Below are 18,960 nucleotides of genomic sequence, written 5' to 3'. Positions count from 1 at the left end.
TGTGCAATCGGGGTCGAAAGACCCATGTCTCGGCTGGCGAGCTCCGACCAAAGATCGCGCCAGCCGAGATTTTCCTCCTCTGCCTCAGTATCCGGTGAAAGACCTCACCCGAACCAAGGATCCGGTCGTCCCAAGGTCACGTGAATGCCCTTGAACTGCGAATATTCATCAAAGCCGTAGCGGCCGAGTTCCCGGCCGAGACCGCTCTTCTTGTAACCGCCGATCGGCAGTTCCGGCGCACCGTCGATGACGCTGTTGATCCAGCAGCGTCCGGCCCGGATCCGGCGGATGCTTTGCAGCGCGTTTTCGAGATTGGTGGACCAGACGCTGGCCGAAAGGCCGAATTCCGATGCATTTGCCAAGGCGACCGCCTCGTCGGCCGTCTTGAAGGTGAGCGTCGACAGGACCGGCCCGAAAATCTCTTCGCGGGCAATCGACATATCGCCGGTGACGCTGGAAAACACCGTCGGCGCATAATAGAGCCCCGAACCCTCGCCAACCCGCGATCCGCCGAGCAGCAGTTCGGCGCCGGCCGCCTGCCCCGCCTCGACATAGGAATGAACCTTGGCGGCATGCGCTTCGGAGATCATTGCGCCAATCTTCGTGCGTTCGTTCAGCGGATCACCGAAGGTGACCTTGCGGGAAATATCGAGCAGGCGATCGAGCAGGGCGTCGCGAATGCCTTCCTGCACCAACAGACGGCTTCCGGAAATGCAGCACTGACCGGCATTGTGATAGACACCATAGGCAATACCGTCGGCAGCCGCTTCGATATCCGCGTCATTGAAGACGATCTGCGGCCCCTTGCCGCCGAGTTCAAGCCCGACGCGCTTGACGCTGCGGGCGGCGATTTCACCGAGCTTGACGCCCACTCGGCCCGAGCCGGTGAAGGCGATCATGTCCGTGCCCGGATCTTCGGCGAGGACCTGACCGGCCGGGTCGCCATACCCTGTGACGACGTTGAAGACGCCATCGGGAATGCCGGCCTCGCGCGCCAGTTCCGCCATACGGATCGACGTGCCGGAGGTAAATTCGGACGGCTTCAGAACCACTGTGCAGCCGCCGCCGATCGCCCACGGCACCCGCTCGGACGCGATGATGAAGGGGAAGTTCCAGGGCGTGATGATACCGACGACGCCGACGGGTTCGCGCAGAACGAGGCCGAGGCGGTTGTCACCGATATTGTTATGCGTCTGACCTTCGAGCGCGCGGGCCTGACCGGCCGCATAGGACCAGAGATCGGCGCAGAAGGTGATTTCGCCGCGCGCCTGGGCGATCGGCTTGCCCACTTCCAGGCTTTCTATAAGGGCCAGTTCCTCGACCTTTGATAGAATGAGTTCGGCCGTCTTGAACATCAGACGCGAGCGCTCGGCACCCGACATGCGCGGCCAGGGACCGGTATCGAAGGCGCGGCGGGCAGCGGCAATCGCCAGACGAACGTCATCGGCCGACGCTTCCGGCCAGGTGCCGACGATCACGCCGGCATGGCCCGGGCTCACCCGGTCGATGGTCTTTCCCGAGGCAGCGTCGACCGACTTGCCGTCGACAAGCATCTTGTAGCGGGATTTACTCTGCAGGCGCGGATCACTAGAGTCCGGGCTTATGAAATTGGCATGAATCGTCATCAGCTAACCGGGATTTTCACGTCCCGGCTCCTCCATCCTGGGCCGGCGTTGCGAGCGCCGCGCTTGTGTTGTCCTCAAGTTGTATGGTACTGTATGGTGGTTAAATTCGAATGTCAACGAGACAACGATGGCGAAAAGCATGAGCCTTGAAAGTTTGAAGATCGATCCGTCCAAGATCGAGACAGGGGAAACGACGGCGGCTCAGGTGGAGCGGGATTTGCGGGAAGCGATCATCCGCCTCGATCTGGCGCCCGGCTCCCGGCTCTCCGAACAGGAAATCGCCTCCCGTCTCGGCGTTTCCCGCCAGCCGGTCCGCGAGGCGCTGATCGCGCTTGGAAAGTCAAAGCTGGTCGAAATCCGCCCGAATCGCGGAACCGTCGTGGTGCGCATTTCGGCACGCCAGATGATGGAAGCCCGGTTCGTGCGCGAGGCGATCGAAGTCGCGGTCGCCCGCCGCGCCAGCGAGAGCTTTGACAGCTGGACGCGGCGCAAGGTCGACATGATCCTGGCGCGCCAGCGGGCGGCCGAGGAAATTCACGACCACAATGCCTTCCGGCGCGAGGACGAACAGTTCCACATCGCCATCGCCGAAGGTGCCGGATGCGGATTGGCCTGGAATGCAATCGCCGACATTAAGTCTCACATGGACCGCGTCTGCAATCTGCAGCTTAGGGATCCCGACTCGATGAAGAACCTGATTTCCGAACACGAGGCGATCATCGTCGCCATCGACAGCCGGGATGCAGAGGCAGCGGCCAATGCCATGCGGCGGCATCTGAACGGAATTCTGTCCCAGCTACCGCAGATCGAGGCGCATAACCCCGATCTGTTCGAATAGCGGCGACCCAGCCGGGCCGGATCAGGCCGCGACCGGATTGGGAGTGTCGAACCGGTGTTCGGCACCGGCCTGCGGCGTAGCCCAGACCGTCTCGCCGGGCTGGAACGCAGCGCTACCGATCGTGCGGGCCACCATGTCGCCAAACCCTTCGACGCGGAAATAGACCAGCGCGTCGGCGCCCAGCCTCTCCACATGCCGGATCTTGCCGCTCCAGCGGCCGCTCTCCGATGACAACGTCAGGTCTTCCGGGCGGATGCCATAGGTCTTGCATCCCAGCCCTTCGGCCGCTGCTCCGCTGTAGATGTTCATCTTCGGGCTGCCGATGAATCCGGCCACGAATGGCGTTGCCGGCTTATTGTAGAGATCCATGGGACTGCCGACCTGTTCGATCCGTCCCCCGTTCAGCACCACGATCTTGTCGGCCATGGTCATCGCCTCGACCTGATCATGGGTGACATAGATCATCGTCGCGCCAAGCCGCTTGTGTAGGTCGGTGATTTCGAGCCGCATCTGCGCCCGCAGCGATGCATCGAGGTTGGACAGCGGCTCATCGAACAGGAAGACCTGAGGATTGCGCACGATGGCGCGGCCGATCGCAACGCGCTGACGCTGGCCGCCGGACAAAGCCTTTGGCTTGCGATCGAGAAGATGGGTCAGTTGCAGGGAAGCGGCTGCCTCCCGCACCTTGGCGGCAATCTCCGCCTTCGGGCGGCCGGCGAGAGACAGGCCGAAACCGATATTCTCCGCGACCGTCATATGCGGATACAGTGCATAGGACTGGAACACCATCGCGATGCCGCGCTGGGACGGTTCGGCGTAGGTTACGTCTTTCCCACCGATCGTCAGCAGGCCGGAGGTCACATCCTCCAGACCGGCGATCATGCGCAGCAGCGTCGACTTTCCACAGCCGGAGGGGCCGACGAAGACGACGAATTCGCCCGGTTTGATGTCGAGGTCGATGCCCTTGATGATCTCTAGCGCGCCGAAGCTCTTGCGGATGTCCTTGAGTTCCACACCTGACATGCAGTTAACCTTTCACACCACCGGCGGTCATGCCGGCAACGATCTGTCGATTGAAGAAGATGAAGACGATGAGCGGCGGAATCGTCACGAGCAGGATGTTCATGAACAGCAGATTGTACTGGCTCGTATACATGCTCTGGAAATTGTAGAGCGTCAGCTGCACCGTAACGTTTTCCTTGCCCGGCAGGTAATAGAGCGGGTTGGTGAAATCGTTGAAGATGGCAATCGACTGCACGACGATATTGGTCACCGTCACAGGCTTCAAAAGCGGCATCACCACCCGGAAAAAGATCTGCCAGGGCTTTGCACCATCGATCAGCGCCGCCCCGTCGAGATCGCGCGGGATGGTGCCGATGAACGAGCGATAGAGCAGCGTCGAGAAGGAAAGATTGTAGGCAACCTGGATAAGCACCATGCCGGTCATGGTCTTGAACAGGCCGATCGACTGCAGGAGCCCGATGGTCGGCACCACCGCCGGCGGCATCATCAGCCCGATCAACACCGCCACCTGCGCCACGCCGTTCCAGCGCGACCGTCGCCTTTGCATGACATAGCCGACCATTGCCGACAGCACGACGAGGATCGTCACCGAAAATACGGTTATCAGGGTCGAATTGAAATAGGCGAGCAGAAGCTGGTAGTTGCGCGCCTCGACGACGGCCAGGAAATTGTCCCACAGCAGCCATTCCTTCGGCAGGTCAAAATTCAGCCGCGAAGCCTCTGAACGGGACTTCACTGCCTGCAGGAAGATGAAGAAGAACGGCACGATGAAGATGATGGCGGCGACAGCCAGCGAAATGCCACCGACGACGACCGGACGAGTACGCCTCATTGCTCGACCTCCCGGCGATTGAACATGACCGTCAGCGGCACCATGATCACGGCGATCAACCCGAAAAGGATGACATTTCCCGCGGTCGAAAGCCCGTAGAACCCAGCCTGATACTGCTTGTAGATCACCGAGGCGACGACGTCGGACGAGAAGCCCGGCCCACCCTTGGTCATCGCCCAGATCAAATCGAACGACCGCAGACCGCCGATCAGCGACAGAGTGATGACCGTCACCGTCGCCGGCCAGACAAGCGGCAGTGTGATGCGCCGGAACTGCTGCATGCGCGTTGCACCATCGATACGGGAAGCCTCATAATAATCCGGGCTGATGGCGGCGAGCCCGGCAATGAAGATCAGCGTTGCCAGCCCGACGCCCTTCCAGAGGTCGACCAACGCGACGGAAAACAGGGCAAGCGCCGGATCGGTCAGCCACCCCGGCCCATCGATACCGATGGCCTCCAGCGCCACATTGATGATGCCGCGTGTCGGATGCATCATCACGGTAAAGGTGATGCCTATCCCGATGGTCGAGACCAGAACCGGGAAGAAGACGACAGTACGCAGGAAGCCGCGCGCAATCAGGTTGCTGGTCAAAAGCACGGCCAGCAAGAGACCGAAAATGGTTTTCAGGCCGGAGGTCATCACGGCGTAGATGAGCGTATTGATCAGGCCCTGCACCAGAAACGGCTCGGAAAAGAACTGCCGGAAATTCTCAAGCCCGATATATTCGGCCGTCATCAGGTCCCAGCGCGTCAGGCTGTACCAGAAGGATGTTGCGGTCGGCACCAGGAAAAGGACGCCGTAGATGATGGCCGCGGGCAGGAAGAACCAGAGCGGATAGGGTGATTTTCGTTTTGGTCTCTGCGCCTCGACCATCGGACCTCCTTCCACGGCATGGGGAACCGCCCGCTATCGCGGGCGGCCTTGTCTTAAAGCAGACTGGCTTACCAGTTGGGAATACCCAGTTGCTTTGCCTGCTTGCGCACATCCTCGTCATAGAGGGCAGCGGCTTCCGCAGCGGGACGCATGCCGGAGCCGACCTCGACAGTGATCTGTTCGAGCGCCGGCCCCTTGATCGGCGAGAGGAATTCCAGCGCGGGCGCAGTCTTGCCGTCCTTGAAATAAGGCAGCATGTCGCTGATCGCGGCAGGCACATCCGCCGGCAGATCGCAGCCGTCGATCAGCGGCGGCCCCTGAACGGTGTTGACCGCCATGATTGCCTTGCAGCCATCGACACTGCCGACGAAATCGGCGAATTTCTTCGCTTCCTCTGCATTCGACGTGGTCTTCGGGATATAGACGGCCGGCGGCATCCAGACGGTCAGCCCATTGTTGGCGGCATCGTCACCCGGCTGCGCAAAGAAGCCGACATCGGCCAGTTCGTCTGGATAATTTTGCTTCAGGGCACCGATGGCAAAAGACAGCATGGGGTAATGGGCAGCTTCGCCCGACGCCACCATGCGCAGGCCGTCATCATAGGTGCCGGCCCCGAAATCCTCGTTCAGCAGCCCCTTGTCATGCACTTCCTGCAGGCGCTCGAACCCTTTCACGGCTGCGGGAGTGGTGGCATATTTCGCCTTGTTGGCGGTGTAATCGGCGGCAAAGTTTGGCACTTGCGCCTGCAGGTTATAATAGTCCGCCAGGACGAAGAGTTGCGACGTCCAGGTGTCGCGATAGGTCTGGGCAACAGCGACCTTGCCGGCTGCCTTGATCTTCTCATTGTTGGCCATGAAATCGGCCCATGTCTTGGGTGGCGTCAGGCCAAGTTCGGCATAGATTTTCCGGTTATAAAAGATGCCGCCGGCCATGGTCGTGCCGTAGGGCACCCCATAAACCTTACCATCCGCGGAAACCACCGATTTGAAGCCGGCGGCGACCTTCGCCTGCGACGGCAGGTCGCTGACATCCAGCAGCGAGCTTTCCGGCTTCAGCGCCTGCAGCAGCGATCCGGAATTGTACAGGAACACATCGGTCATCTCGCCGGTCGCAAGCCGCGTCTTGACGATGTTGTCGCCCTCGCCGCCGCCCGGACGCTGCTCGACCTCGACGGTGACATCGGGATGCTTTTCCGAATAGGCCGTGGCGAGCGCTTCGGCTGCTGCAACCGAGTCGGCGTTGTTATCCACCAGAAAGGTGAGCGTGGTATCGGCAAAGGCCGTGCCCGACAGCAGAAGCGCCGTCAGCGCGGTTGCGACCGTCAGTCTTGTCTTCATACGCAGTGTCATGATGTTCCTCCTCCGAACAGTAAGACGACACGATGGAATGCACTAGTTGCTTTTCGGACTTTCGAAGGTGATCAAATGGCGGCCGGCCGCCATCAGGGTTTCGCCATGAACCGGCTTGCCGTTCAGCGTGGGATGGACATGCCGTACGGTCGGCACGAACAGCCCTTCGCAGCCTTCGGGAAGGCTGACGTTGTATTCGACCTTGCCCTCGGCAATCGTCCACGATGCCTCGATCCGGCCCTTGGCAACTTCATGCCATGCCGAGACCGGATTGAGTCCGGGAAGCGGCGCAGGCGAAATTTTCACGCGGGCAAAACCGGGATGTTCCGGATCGGGCGCGATGCCGGCGACGCTTTCGAACAGCCACTGGCAGACGGCGCCATAGGCATAGTGGTTGTAGCTGTTCATGTCGGGCTCGTAGATCGTCCCGTCCGGCGCCATGGAATCCCAACGCTCCCAGATCGTCGTTGCGCCCTGCTTGACCTGATAGAGCCAGCCCGGAACCTCTTCCTGCAGGAAGACCTTTTCGGCCAGATCGTCCATGCCCAGCTTGGTCAGCGATGGCAAGAGCGCCGGCGTACCGATGAAACCCGTGCCGATCCGATAATCGGCATCCTCGACGACCCGGCGGAAATGACCTTTCGCGGCCTCGAAATGCTCGACCGGAATCAGATCGTTCAGGAACGCCAGCGCATAGGATGTCTGGTCGTTATGGGCGATCCGGCCGGATGGCGAGATGAACTCGAAGGCAAAGGCCTGGCGGATGTCGGCTGCCCGACGCTGCATCGCCTGACGCAGGTTGTCACGCCCCAATACGCCCGCAATACGCGCCACAAGCGCCGTCGAGATGAAATGGTAGAGGGTTGCCGCGCAGTCGTCGGCAATGGTCGGGCGCGGCTTGCGATTGTCGCCCACCGGCTGCAGCCAGTCGCCGAAGGTAAAGCCGCGATCACCCCAATGCGGCGGCGGGCGAACGATTGGCCCGTCCGAAATTGACCAGAGGAAATCCACCCAGCGGACCATCGCATCGAAGCACTCATCGAGCGCAGCGCGATCGCCGTAATGCGTGTAGAGAACCCAGGGAATGATGACGATTGCATCGCCCCAGCCGGTCGATCCGGCATAGCCCGGAAAATGCTCGGGATGCCGCCGCGTCGGGTCCGGCGAGACATGCGGGATTGCGCCATCCGGGCGCTGGTCGGACATCACGTCACGAAGATATTTGCGCAGGAAATCTTCGCTGTCGGCCAGCCAGCAAGCCGTCGATGCAAAGACCTGCGCATCCCCGGTCCAGCCCAGGCGCTCGTCGCGCTGCGGGCAATCGGTCGGCACTTCGATAAAGTTGCCGCGCTGTGACCAGACCGTGTTCAGAACAAGACGGTTGACGAGGCTGGAGCCGCTCTCGAAGCCACCCTTGACATCCGGCACCGAGCTGATCGGCACCGAGGCGATTGAAACGATCTCGGCTTCTCCGGAAATGGTCAGCCGCGCATAACGATAGCCCTGGAAGGTGAAATAGGGCGAGTAGATCTCGTCGCCCTCGCCCGAAAGTGTGTATAGCGTCTCAGCGACGGCGGTGCGGTAGTTGCGGTTGTCGAAATAGCGGTCGGGTCCGAGGACTTCCGAATGTTCGACGCGGACCTGCGCGCCCGCCTTGCCCCGCACAGTATAACGGACATAACCGCCGACATTCTGGCCGAAATCGTAGACAAGCCGTCCTTCGGCGTCGCGCCAGTGTTCGACAGGTGCTAACGGAGCAAGCTCGCGCACGGCAGCCGTTTCCTGGGCGACAAGAAGCGCCTTGTCAAAGTCGATCGCTTCTGTGCCATGAGTTTCGCTGAGCTTATCGAGGCGGGCATCGTAGATTTCGCCGAAATAGATGCCGGATTTAACGATCGGCAGGGCACCGCTCTTCCAGCTTGCATCGGTGGCAAGCAGCGTCCGGCCTCCGGCCACGATCTCGACAACGGCCCCGATCCGGTCGCCCCAGCAATTCGGGATGGCATGCTTGCCCCACATCATCGGCGAACGATACCAGCCGTCGGCCAGCCAGACCTCTATGCGATTGTCACCAACGGTCAGCAGTGAGGAAACATCGTACTGCTGATAGGCGATGCGGTGATCGTAATTGGTCCAGCCGGGCGTCAGCGGATTTTCGCCGACGCGCTTGCCATTGATGAAGCAGCGATAGAGCCCTTGCGCGGAAATGAACAGGTCAGCAACGGGCGGAACGCTGTCGAGCGCAAACACTTTGGAAACGAAGCTTGCCGGGCGGCCGGCGCCCTCGTCCGCCAAGGGCGCGATCATGGCTGCGGACCAGTGGCGCTGCGTCAGCCCCTTGCGATTGGGGGTGGCGTGCATGTTCATCAATGTCCTCCCTGACGTCGTGTAGAACGTTCTATGTATAACGTTCTACATTTTTTGCCGGGATGCAATAGAAATTTTTCGCGGCATCTGCCATGGTGGTCCTTGCAGTTGAAAAACCGGGGAAAATTATGTTGGAAAGAGACGAGACGGCGACGACCAGCGGGCGCGTGACCATCCGAACGGTCGCCGCCCATGCGGGCGTATCCGTGGCCGCCGTCTCCAAGGTCTTGCGGAACGCCTACGGCGTCAGCGAGGCTCTACGCGGCAAGGTCGAAGCCGCGATCGAAGCCCTTGGCTACCGGCCTTCACGGGCGGCGCGCGGTCTCCGCGGCCGCACTTTCACAATCGGCCTGCTGCTGGTCGATATCCGCAATCCGTTCCTGCCAGAAATCATCGACGGGGTGAACGGCATTCTCGCTCCCTCCCACTACCGCGCCATGATCGGTGTCAGCGAAGCCCGCATTCAACTCGAAACATCGCTGATTGAATCGATGATCGATTACAAGATGGACGGCCTGATTCTGATTGCGCCGCGACTACCTTCGGAAATCATCGCCCGTTTCGCCGCCCAGATTCCGATCGTGGCCATCGGCTATCACGATCCGGATGCAAAAAATTTCGACACGGTGAATTGCAACGACCAGCGCGGCGCCGCAGTGGCTGTCGAGGCTTTCATCGAGCGCGGCTATCGCAAAATCGGCATGCTGACCCTCGGCTCCCGCGAGGGCCACAGGGTCTCGGTCGTCCGCCAGCGCGAGATCGGCTATTCGGAAGCGATGCAAATGGCCGGCCTCGGCGAGGCCATCGACATCCACAGCATCCCCGTCGCTTCGCCCGTACGGGAGGAAAGCCTCAAAGCCTTTCTGCTGCGGCCGGATCGTCCCGAAGCTGTCTTCTGCTGGAGTGATCTCGACGCGATAACGCTTCTGAATATGGCGGCCGAGATGGGAATCCGCGTGCCGGAAGACCTTGCCGTCATCGGTTATGACAATTCGCCGACCGCCGCGCTTAGCCTCGTCAACCTCGCCAGCATCGATCAATCCGGCCATGCGTTGGGCGTTCTCGCCACCGAGACACTTTTGTCGCGGATCGAAGGCCGCGAGACGCATCTTGCCCATTCAACCGCTCCATCTCTGATCACGCGCCGCAGCCTTGGCCGCATTGCCGGATTGGAAACGGGTTCAAGAACGACGCAAAACAGCAGTTCACAATAAGCTTAAATAAACCTTGAAACCGCCATCCCCAGATTTGCCGTCAGCTTTGCGCGGCAAAAGTCATGTTTTCGGGGCTTTTCAGTTGTCTGTTAACTGAAATTTCGCCCTGCCGGGCGATGGTAAGCTGTACCGTTCCGGCCGGTTTCTTGCGTTTGCGCCGGGGAGACCTTGTGTTTGAGTAGCCCCTGGTATGAACTTCTCGCCAATCTGGCGATCCTGTCGATGCTCGTTCTCATCTGGAGCAACGCGCGGCTTCCGAATATCGTCTGCCCGCAGATCGTTCGCCAGCTCGGCTTCGGATTGCTGCTGGGAATCGGCGCCATCATCGTCATGCTCCGACCATTCGAGATTGAACCGGGCGTCTTCATCGATTCGCGGACAACGTTAGTCGCGGTTTCCGGCCTGTTCGGCGGTCCCGTGGCGCTGATCGTCACCGCCTTCTGTGCAGCCGCTTTTCGGGTTTATCTCGGCGGTGCCGGCGTCTTTGCGGGATTGACCGGCATTGGACTTGCCGCTGCGATCGGTGTTCTCGCCCACGCCCTGAAAAAGAACGATCGTCCCTCCACGCGCGGCATCGTGCTTTTCTCGGCCTGCATTGCCGCCGTCGGCCCTCTCAGCTTTCTTGCCCTGCCGCACGCGAAGCTGTCGATGCTCGCACCCGGAACGCTTATCCCGATCGCCATCATCGCCTTTGCCGCCACACTACTCGTCTCGCTTGCCGTCGCCAACGAGACGCGGCGGCGTGACGCGGTCTTGAAAAACCACATCTACAAGACGGTTATCGACAGCCTTCCAGATTGCCTGAACGTCAAGGATACAGAAGGCCGTTTCATTCTCGCCAACCCAGCCACGGCGGCTCTGATGAAGGCCGCGAATGCGGACACCTTGCTTGGCAAGACCGATTTCGACTTCTACCCGCCAGATATCGCGGCAGCATTCCGCGCGGATGAGCAGAAGGCGTTGCAGCAGGGCACAGCTGAAGTCATCGAGCAACAGGTGACGCACCGTGACGGCTCGACCGCGACGCTGTCCACCTTGAAATCGCCGGTGCGCGACGACGCGGGCCGCGCCACGGGTTTGATCACACACAATCGCGACATCACCGCCAAGGTTCACCTGGAGGCGGCACTCGCCGAAAGCGAGCGCAAGGCCACCGCCGCCCTCACCAACATGGCCGACGGCATCATCATGTTCGACAAGGATCTCCGCGTCGTTTTCTGCAACGAACAGTACCGCGCGATGTTCCCGCTGACGGCGGACCTGCGCGTGCCCGGCACACCCGCCGCATCCATCCTCTACGCCTCGATCGCCCGCGGCGAACTGATCAACATTCCCGCCGACAAGGCTACCGAGTGGGTCAACGCTGCCTGCTCTCGATTGCGCCAGCCCGGTACCGTGCAGTTTCCGCTGTTCGACGGCCGCTGGATCGAATCCCGAACGAGCCCGGCGGCCGATGGCACCTGCTTCGTCGTCTGCTCCGATATCACCAAGGGCAAGCAGAGCGAGCAAGCCCTGCGAGACCTGAACATGCGCCTTGCAGAACTGGCGGAAACCGATGGCCTGACCGGCCTTCTCAACCGCCGCGCCTTCGATGCTGTCATGACGGAGGAAGTCGCTCGGGTTGGACGTGGTGAAGGCGCGCTGAGCCTACTTCTACTCGATGTGGATCGTTTCAAGGCCTTCAACGATACCTATGGACATACCGCCGGCGACGATTGCCTGCGGGCGATCGCCGAGTGCCTGCGTGCCGTCGCGCGGCGCGCCGGTGACCGCGCCGCGCGTTATGGTGGCGAGGAGATGGTGTTGATCCTGCCCAATACATCGGAAGAAGGCGCCGTCGCGCTGGCGCATGAATTGCGCAACCGTATCAGGGCACTCGATATGGTGCATACCGGGAGCGAGAAAGGCATCGTCACCGCCAGCATCGGCGTTGCGACGCTTGCCAATCATACGATCGGCCCCGATGCCGGACGTCTTGTCGTCCGCGCCGACGAAGCCCTCTATCTGGCAAAGGCATCCGGTCGCGACCTCGTCAGGACGTGGGAGCCCGCGAAACCGAAGCTGGTTCGCGCAAAATCCAACGGCTGAAGGGCAAGGTCACCCACCCTGACCGGCAGTCACCAGATCGAGCAGGTACTGCGCCGATCCAAGACACAGCGTCCAGCCCAGCGTACCGTGGCCAAGATTGAGATAGAGGCCTTTCAAATGCCCGGGCCGGATAATCGGTCGGGACGACGGCGTGCAGGGCCTTGCCCCGGACCATGGAGAGACATCATCGGCCCCATGGTCGAACGTGCCGCCAAAGGCCTCGATAGAGGCGGATCGAAATGTGACGAACCTCCCCCCCGAAAAGCGCAGGCGCTTTACGCCAATATCCGCAAGACCGGCGATCCGCACGTCAGCGCCCAGTCTTGCAAAGACCAGCTTCCGCTTCAGGTCGGTGATCGAAACACGCATGGCAGAAGCACTTGCCCTCGCCGTCATCGAATATCCCTGCACCGGCCAGATGCTTGCGAACGGGCGATCCCCCCGAGGCAATAAGTCGAGCCCGCCCCCAGTCGTCATGACGACGAGATCGCAATCCAGCGGCTCACGCGTGGCAAAGGACAGACCGGTAACCTGACCCTTCAGGCTCCGGATACCGCGCACCTCCTCCCCGAATACGGTCTGCAGGCCATAACGCCGGACAAGTCCATCCACCAGACCAGCACAGAACCGGTCGGGCCTGCCTGCAGGGTCGTCGGGACTGTAGACGACCCGGCCGATAGGATCGGGATAGAGCGCGAGTGCAGGCTCGATTGCGGTCGCTTCGTCGCGGTCCAGCACTTCCTGCCGGATTCCCATCGATTGCTTCAGCCGGTGCACATTCGCACCGCTCTCAAAAGCTTTTGCCGTCGAATAGAGGATCATCTTGCCCGACACCTGATAGTCGAAGGACAGGTCGAATTCGGCGAGAACATCCTCCAGCAACCGGCGCGTGGCGGAGGCAAGCCCGAGCAGGTGCCGCGTGTTGGCAAGTGAACGGGCTGGCAGGCATTCGGCGAGAAGCCGTAACCCCCAGATTAGGAATTCCGGGTCCGCCTGCAAACGGACGCGATAAGCCGGGTCACGTCCCATCAGGATTTCCGGCAAATGCCGCAGCAGCGACGGCGAGCCAAGAGCGTCGCCATAGGCATAGCTCAGTTGAGCGCCGTTGGCGCGGCTGGTGCCCAAAGCGGGACCGTGATTCCTGTCAACAAGCGTCACGGCATAGCCCGCCCGACAGAGCAAATAGGCGCTCGCCACCCCGACGACACCAGCCCCTATGACGGCCACGCGCTTCATCTCAGCGGTCCTCCATAACGGTCGCCGACAATTCGATTTCCACCGGAACGCCACGCGGTAGCGACGAGACGCCGATGGCGACACGTGCATGCATCCAGTGATCGGGAAAGAGATCGCGCAGTAATTCCGAGGCCGCATCAACTATCTGGCCGTGACGGGTGAAACCCGCCGTGGCACTGACATAGCCGGCAAGGCGGACAAAGCCGGTGACACGATCCAGCCCGCCCGTACATTTTTCCAGTTGCGCAAGCCCGTTTAGCAGGGCGCAACGGGCGTCTTCCCGCGCCTCATCGATCGAAATGGTGGTTCCCACCTGCCCCGTACGAATAACCTTACCGTCGCGCAGGGGCACCTGGCCCGACACTGTGACGACAGTGCCGTTGCGGATCGCGCCGACAAAGGCGCCCGGTGGCGTGGGGGCTTCAGGCAAAGACAACCCGAGAGCATCGAGACGTGCCTTGAACGAAGGGGGGTTGATTGAGGATCGCGGTGGCACTGCCCGCTCCGCGCATTTCGCCACGAAACCCTGCAAGATCTGCCGGTCGAGCGCCGTCAGCCGGTACTCGGGATGCCATTGCACGCCGAGGCAGAACGAATCTCCGACGGCCTCGAACGCCTCCGTTACGCCATCCGGTGCCGTCGCAAGCACCTTGAACCGGCCTTCGCCCATCAACGCATGCCGGTGCAGGCTGTTGACCCGTGCCGTCGTGCCACCCTGCCATCCGGCGAGCAGACTGCCGGGGGTGATGGCGATCTCGTGCGCCAGGCGATCCGGAACTGCACGCGGAAGATGAGCCGTGGCATCACCGGCAAGGTCCGGCAGGTCCCTGGCAAACGAGCCACCGAGATACTCGCCGATCAACTGCATCCCATGGCAGATTCCGAGCAGCGGCTTTCTCGCCGCAAGTGCCTGCTGAACAAGCGCCCGCTCGAAGGTGCTGCGAATGGTTGGCACATCCGCGCCCGGTTGCGTACCTGTCACAAGAATGCCGTCGCACAGGGCAAGCACATCGGCGATGTCGCCGGAATGATAGGGCAGGATCAGAGCCAGTCCGCCAGCCTCGCCGATCGCCTCGGCATAATTGGTTCGCACCGCGTATTGATGCTCGGTCTCGGCTTCCTCACTCAGGAGAAGATCGGGTGTGATCAGGATCACCGGCCGGCGCGAGGAGCCGGCATCGGCAGGGGAACGGACGCGGTTTTCACCGCCGCCTTTCGGTTGCGTATCCATGCTTATGACTTTCCTTGGATATTCTAGCGGGCTGCGGGTGCGGCAAGGCGACGGGAGAGGATGGAGAACGGCCAGCCGATCATGAAGTAGCAGAGGCCGACCGCGACATAGATCTGCAGCGGCAGGAAGTATTCGGTCGCCATGGCCCGACCGGTCAGCACCAGTTCATTGACCGTGATCAGCGAGGCAAGGGAGGAGTCTTTCAACAGCGACACGAAGGTCACGATCATCGGCGAGAGAATGACCCGCACCACCTGCGGCAGGATGATGAAGGTGAAGCTTTGGACCGGTGTGAACCCGACCGCCATTGCCGCCTCACGCTGTCCTTTCGGGATCGCCTTCAAACCGGCGCGAAAAAGCTCCGAAACCTGGGCGGCGAAGCAAAGCGACAAGCCCAACACCGCGGCCGTGAGGGCATCGAAAGTAATCCCGACACCCGGCAGGCCGAAATAGAGCAGGAACAGGATGGCCAGCAGCGGCACGCCGCGCAAGGTCGTCACATAGACTGTGGCAAAGCCTCGCAACGCCTTCGAACTGGATGTCTGGCAGAGCAGCAAGGCGAGTCCGAAGACCACCGACAAAGCGAAGCCGGCGATGGTGAGCAGCGCGGTGTTCAGCATCGCTTCGGCCAGAAGCGGCCACCACTCGCTGCCATATTCGACATAGGGCTGGAGGAATCCGGTCATGCCTTGAGCTTTCCATAATGGTTTTCGAGAACACGCACGCCCTGCATCAGGGGCAGGCTCAGCAGCAGGTAGAGACCGGCGGCCGTCGCATAGATGAGCGTCGTCTGGAACGATGACGTGACCATGGAGCGGGCAAAGAACATGATCTCCGGCGCGGCGATGGCCGAGACGACCGATGTGTCCTTGACGAGTTGCACGGCGTAATTGCTTAAGCCCGGAAGCGCGATGCGCATCGCCTGCGGCGTGAGGATGGAGACGATTGTCTGGCCGGGCCTCAAGCCGACGGCGAGTGCGGCCTCGATCTGCCCCTTCGGCAAAGACCGGAAACCGGCGCGAAAGATATCGCAAGTCACGGCAGCGCCGATCAGTCCGAGACCGACGATTGCGGCTGTGATCGACGATAGCCTCAAGCCAAGGCTGGCAAGACCGAAATAGAGAATGAACAGATGCGTCAGCGCCGGAATGTTGCGCAGCAGTTCGACATAAGCGTCGATGGTAAAATGCACCGTCCTTATCCGGGTAAACTCCCTGAGAAGGCAAAGGCCGAAGCCGAGGACGAGGCCTATGACAAGCGCCGCAAGAGCTACAATCACTGTGACGCTAAGCCCGGTGAGCAGGCCTTCGAGTATCAGGCGAAAGGTTGAAAAATCAGGCATGACGCGATCCTCAATGCCGGATCTGCTTGAGGAAGCTGCGGGTCCGCTCCTCGCGTGGCGTGTTGATCACCGCGCTCGCCGGCCCCTCTTCCACAATCACGCCGCCATCGAGAAACATCACGCGGTCGGCGACATCGCGGGCAAAGGCAATCTCATGGGTGACGAGAAGCATGGTGCGCCCCTCATCCGCCAGTTCCTCGATCACCGTCAGCACCTCGCGCACCAGTTCGGGGTCGAGTGCCGAGGTCGGCTCATCAAACAGCATCAGCTTCGGCTTCTGGGCCAACGCGCGGGCGATCGCGACACGTTGCTGCTGCCCGCCGGACAGCTCCAGCGGCGAGGCATTCGCTCGGTGTGCCATGTGCACCTTGGCCAGCATCTCCAGCGCCAGGTCACGGGCTTCCTTCGCCGGAAGGCCTCGCACCTTGCGCACGGCGATCGCTACATTCTCGGCGACGCTCAGATGCGGCCACAAATTGAACAGCTGGAAGACCATGCCCATCTCGGCGCGCTGCGGTGCCAGTTGCCGGTCGCTCATCAGCCGGCCATCGCGCATGCCGATCCGCTCGCCATCGAGCCGGATCTCGCCCGCCGTCGGCGTTTCCAGAAAATTCATGCAGCGCAGGCAGGTGGATTTCCCCGACCCCGAAGGGCCGATCAAGGCAATCTTCTCGCCGGCTTTCACCGAGAAATCGATCCCCTTCAACACTTCGACCGGCCCATAGCTCTTGCGCAGGCCCGCGACACTCAACAGCGCGTCCATCAGCATTCCCCGTCTTGTTTCTATGTGTCGGATAAAAGGAGGACCGCCGACCGGCAGCCCTCCCAAACCAGGGTTCAGCCGCCTGCCGCACAGGATGGCAGCTTGTAATCGGCGGGGCGATCGACGCCGGCGCGGAAGTTTTCACCGGCCGGCTGGTACCAGACATCGGCGGAAAGACCGTAACGCTCACCGATCGCCTTCATCTCGCAGGTCTTCCACATGTCCGCGATGATGGCGTCCATCTTCTGGCGCAGGTCGTCGTTCTTCTTGTTGAGGCCGTAAACCACCTGACCGAGCCCGGTCAGCAGTGGAAACTGCGGGTTGGTGTCGCTGAAGGCGAGGAACTGCATATTCCAGTCCGGATTCTGCTTGATCGCATAGGACACCACCGGCGGATCGCCGATCACGGCGTCGATACGGCCGGCGATCAAATCGCGGACGGCGGCATCGGAGGTGTCGTAGAGAGACAACTGCAGATCCTTGATCGCCTTCAGTTCCGGCACGAAGGAAAATCCGGTGATCGTGCCGACCTTCTTGCCTTCGAGATCCGAAAGCTTGTCCCAGTTGGTCTTGGTCGACTGCATGATGCCGTTCTTGAAATAGTGGATCGGCTCGGACAGGGTCATGATCTTGGTGCGCTTCTCGGTCCAGCCCATGGTTCCGAGCATGACATCGACGCGGCCCGCCTCGACGGAGGCTATCGTGCCGGACCATTCCATCAGCGCCGGTTCGATCTTGAGGCCGAGCTTGTCGGCGATCCGCTGCATGATCTCGCCGTCATAGCCGATCATCTTGCCGTCCTGCCAGCCGGAGCCCGGCATGTCGCCGGTAAAGGCGACGGTCAGCTTGCTTTCCTGCGCAAGCTCGAAGGCGCCGGCCGGCGAAAAGGCTGTCAAGCCCGTTGCCGCTGCCAAAAGGGCGTGCATCACCAGCCTTCTCGAGAGAGAAAGTTTCATCGTTCATATCCCTGTTTCTGGTTCCCCGATCCGGAAGTTGACCGCCGGATTGTCGTGTTCGACAAGCCAAACTCTGGCAGTAAAAGCGCTGGCAGAATTTTAAAAATCAGACATAATCTTTGAAAAATCGACACTGCTTTGGTGTCTGCGGAGAGTTGATGGGTCCCGAGAAAGACGCAACCAATGAAGGCGGCGACGACTATGTGCATTGGCTGGATGGCCTGTGGCAGGAACGCCTGCTGACGGCGCGGGACCGCAAGCCCGATCTCACTATCGGCATTCTTCTCTGGCCGACCTTCCCGATGATGTCGCTGACAGGGATCGTCGAGCCGCTGCGCCACGCCGCCGACTTCGCCGACAATTCACGCCCGCTCTATTGCCGCTGGTCGATCATGGGCGAGCCCGGCCAGAGCGCTGTGGCCAGTTGCGGCATCCGCGTTCAGGCAGACGCCGCCTACACCAATCCGAACGACTTCGATTATATCGTGGTGATCGGCGGTCTCCTGCCGCATCTGCGGGCCGCCCCTCCCCGCCATCGCGCCTATCTGCGCGTCGCGGCCTCGGCCGGCGTGCCGATCATCGGGGTCTGCACCGGCGTCTTCGTGCTCGCGCAAGAGGGGCTGCTCGCCGGCCACAAGGCCAGCGTCCATCCCTTCCACGGCGAGGACTTCCGCATGGCATTTCCGCGGCTCAGCTTCTCGACGCGCGACGATTTCCTGATCGACAGGGCGCGCATCACGGTGCCCGGCGGCATTTCTGTCCTGTCGTTGATGACCGACCTGATCCGCACCCATTGCGGCCCGGATCGTGCCGCCAAGGTGGTGCACCAGTTATCCCTCACCGAACAGAAGACGATGAGCGCCTTCGACCAGGAACGGGCGACCGTCTACCGCAATTTCAGCGACACCCGCATCCAGCGCGCCGTCGTGCTGATCGAAAGCCGAAAGGGCCGTGACGTGTCGCCGGAACAGGCCGCCCAGGCCGTTGGCCTGTCGCCACGCCAGTTCGCCCGTCTGTTTCAGCAGCATACGAACATGACGCCGAAACGCTTCATCCTCGAAACCCGGCTGCGCTATGCCCGTTTCCTCGTGGAAAACACGACGATGCCGATGACCTCGATCGCCTTCGAGACCGGCTTTTCCGATTCCGCCCATTTCGCCACGGCCTTCCGCGCAAGATATGGAACGACACCCAGCACTCTGCGCTGAACGTCCTCGGCAA

The 18,960-nt window shown here is 61.3% G+C and carries 16 protein-coding genes; 4 read left to right on the top strand and 12 right to left on the bottom strand.

The annotated features are described in order from the left end of the window. Nucleotides 1-104: 104 nt before the first annotated feature. Entirely contained in the window at nt 105-1,625 is a 1,521-nt protein-coding gene (locus tag ASG68_RS12170) for an aldehyde dehydrogenase family protein (RefSeq protein ID WP_413814010.1), read from the bottom strand. A gap of 139 nt (nt 1,626-1,764) precedes the next feature. Between ASG68_RS12170 and ASG68_RS12165 the strand changes: the two genes are divergently transcribed. Then, nucleotides 1,765-2,463, top strand: a complete 699-nt coding sequence (locus ASG68_RS12165) for a GntR family transcriptional regulator (protein ID WP_062579107.1) — start codon at nt 1,765-1,767, stop codon at nt 2,461-2,463. A gap of 21 nt (nt 2,464-2,484) precedes the next feature. On the opposite strand, the gene ASG68_RS12160 is transcribed toward ASG68_RS12165, so the two are convergent. From ASG68_RS12160 to ASG68_RS12140, 5 genes are all read right to left on the bottom strand, one after another. After that, a complete protein-coding gene (locus tag ASG68_RS12160) occupies nt 2,485-3,486 on the bottom strand; it encodes an ABC transporter ATP-binding protein (RefSeq protein WP_062579022.1) in 1,002 nt (333 codons plus the stop codon). 4 nt (nt 3,487-3,490) lie between these two features. Then, the gene (locus tag ASG68_RS12155; RefSeq protein ID WP_062609739.1) at nt 3,491-4,318 is read right to left on the bottom strand and encodes a carbohydrate ABC transporter permease; all 828 of its coding nucleotides are present in this window, start codon (nt 4,316-4,318) and stop codon (nt 3,491-3,493) included. After that, entirely contained in the window at nt 4,315-5,193 is an 879-nt protein-coding gene (locus ASG68_RS12150; protein WP_062579019.1) for a carbohydrate ABC transporter permease, read from the bottom strand. Before ASG68_RS12150 ends, ASG68_RS12155 begins: the two co-directional genes overlap by 4 nt. 68 nt (nt 5,194-5,261) lie before the next feature. Then, nucleotides 5,262-6,542 carry an ABC transporter substrate-binding protein gene (locus ASG68_RS12145; protein ID WP_062579016.1) on the bottom strand — a complete coding sequence of 427 codons (1,281 nt, stop codon included), beginning with the start codon at nt 6,540-6,542 and terminating at the stop codon, nt 5,262-5,264. 42 nt (nt 6,543-6,584) lie between these two features. Further along, on the bottom strand, nt 6,585-8,909 hold the full coding sequence (locus ASG68_RS12140; RefSeq protein ID WP_062579014.1) for an alpha-L-rhamnosidase: 2,325 nt from the start codon (nt 8,907-8,909) through the stop codon (nt 6,585-6,587). A gap of 128 nt (nt 8,910-9,037) precedes the next feature. On the opposite strand from ASG68_RS12140, the gene ASG68_RS12135 reads away from it, so the two are divergent. Beyond that, nucleotides 9,038-10,123, top strand: a complete 1,086-nt coding sequence (locus ASG68_RS12135; protein WP_062579012.1) for a LacI family DNA-binding transcriptional regulator — start codon at nt 9,038-9,040, stop codon at nt 10,121-10,123. A gap of 174 nt (nt 10,124-10,297) precedes the next feature. Then, on the top strand, nt 10,298-12,211 hold the full coding sequence (locus tag ASG68_RS12130; protein ID WP_062609738.1) for a diguanylate cyclase: 1,914 nt from the start codon (nt 10,298-10,300) through the stop codon (nt 12,209-12,211). A 9-nt stretch (nt 12,212-12,220) separates the two neighbouring features. Here ASG68_RS12130 and ASG68_RS12125 read toward each other — a convergent pair whose 3' ends face one another. The 6 genes from ASG68_RS12125 to ASG68_RS12100 all read right to left on the bottom strand — a co-directional run bounded on the left by ASG68_RS12125 (nt 12,221) and on the right by ASG68_RS12100 (nt 17,739). After that, the gene (locus tag ASG68_RS12125) at nt 12,221-13,447 is read right to left on the bottom strand and encodes an FAD-dependent oxidoreductase (protein ID WP_062579008.1); all 1,227 of its coding nucleotides are present in this window, start codon (nt 13,445-13,447) and stop codon (nt 12,221-12,223) included. Between the two features lies 1 nt (nt 13,448). Beyond that, a complete protein-coding gene (locus tag ASG68_RS12120) occupies nt 13,449-14,678 on the bottom strand; it encodes an Atu1372/SO_1960 family protein (protein WP_082478627.1) in 1,230 nt (409 codons plus the stop codon). Between the two features lie 23 nt (nt 14,679-14,701). After that, a complete protein-coding gene (locus tag ASG68_RS12115) occupies nt 14,702-15,364 on the bottom strand; it encodes an amino acid ABC transporter permease (RefSeq protein ID WP_062579004.1) in 663 nt (220 codons plus the stop codon). Beyond that, entirely contained in the window at nt 15,361-16,020 is a 660-nt protein-coding gene (locus tag ASG68_RS12110; RefSeq protein WP_062579002.1) for an amino acid ABC transporter permease, read from the bottom strand. The genes ASG68_RS12115 and ASG68_RS12110 overlap by 4 nt, the downstream gene beginning before the upstream one ends. 10 nt (nt 16,021-16,030) lie before the next feature. Beyond that, complete coding sequence (locus ASG68_RS12105; RefSeq protein WP_062578999.1) at nt 16,031-16,783, bottom strand: amino acid ABC transporter ATP-binding protein; 753 nt, start codon at nt 16,781-16,783, stop codon at nt 16,031-16,033. Between the two features lie 74 nt (nt 16,784-16,857). Continuing rightward, nucleotides 16,858-17,739, bottom strand: coding sequence for an ABC transporter substrate-binding protein (locus ASG68_RS12100; RefSeq protein WP_062578997.1), 882 nt, complete (start codon nt 17,737-17,739; stop codon nt 16,858-16,860). Between the two features lie 158 nt (nt 17,740-17,897). Here ASG68_RS12100 and ASG68_RS12095 point away from each other — a divergent pair, with 158 nt between their 5' ends. Further along, complete coding sequence (locus ASG68_RS12095; protein ID WP_062578995.1) at nt 17,898-18,947, top strand: GlxA family transcriptional regulator; 1,050 nt, start codon at nt 17,898-17,900, stop codon at nt 18,945-18,947. Nucleotides 18,948-18,960 lie beyond the last annotated feature (13 nt).

Origin of the sequence: Rhizobium sp. Leaf453, from assembly GCF_001425605.1 — a bacterium.
GTDB lineage: Bacteria > Pseudomonadota > Alphaproteobacteria > Rhizobiales > Rhizobiaceae > Pararhizobium.
The sequence above is the reverse complement of the archived record's forward strand: the minus strand, read 5'-3'. Positions and strand labels throughout refer to the sequence as shown.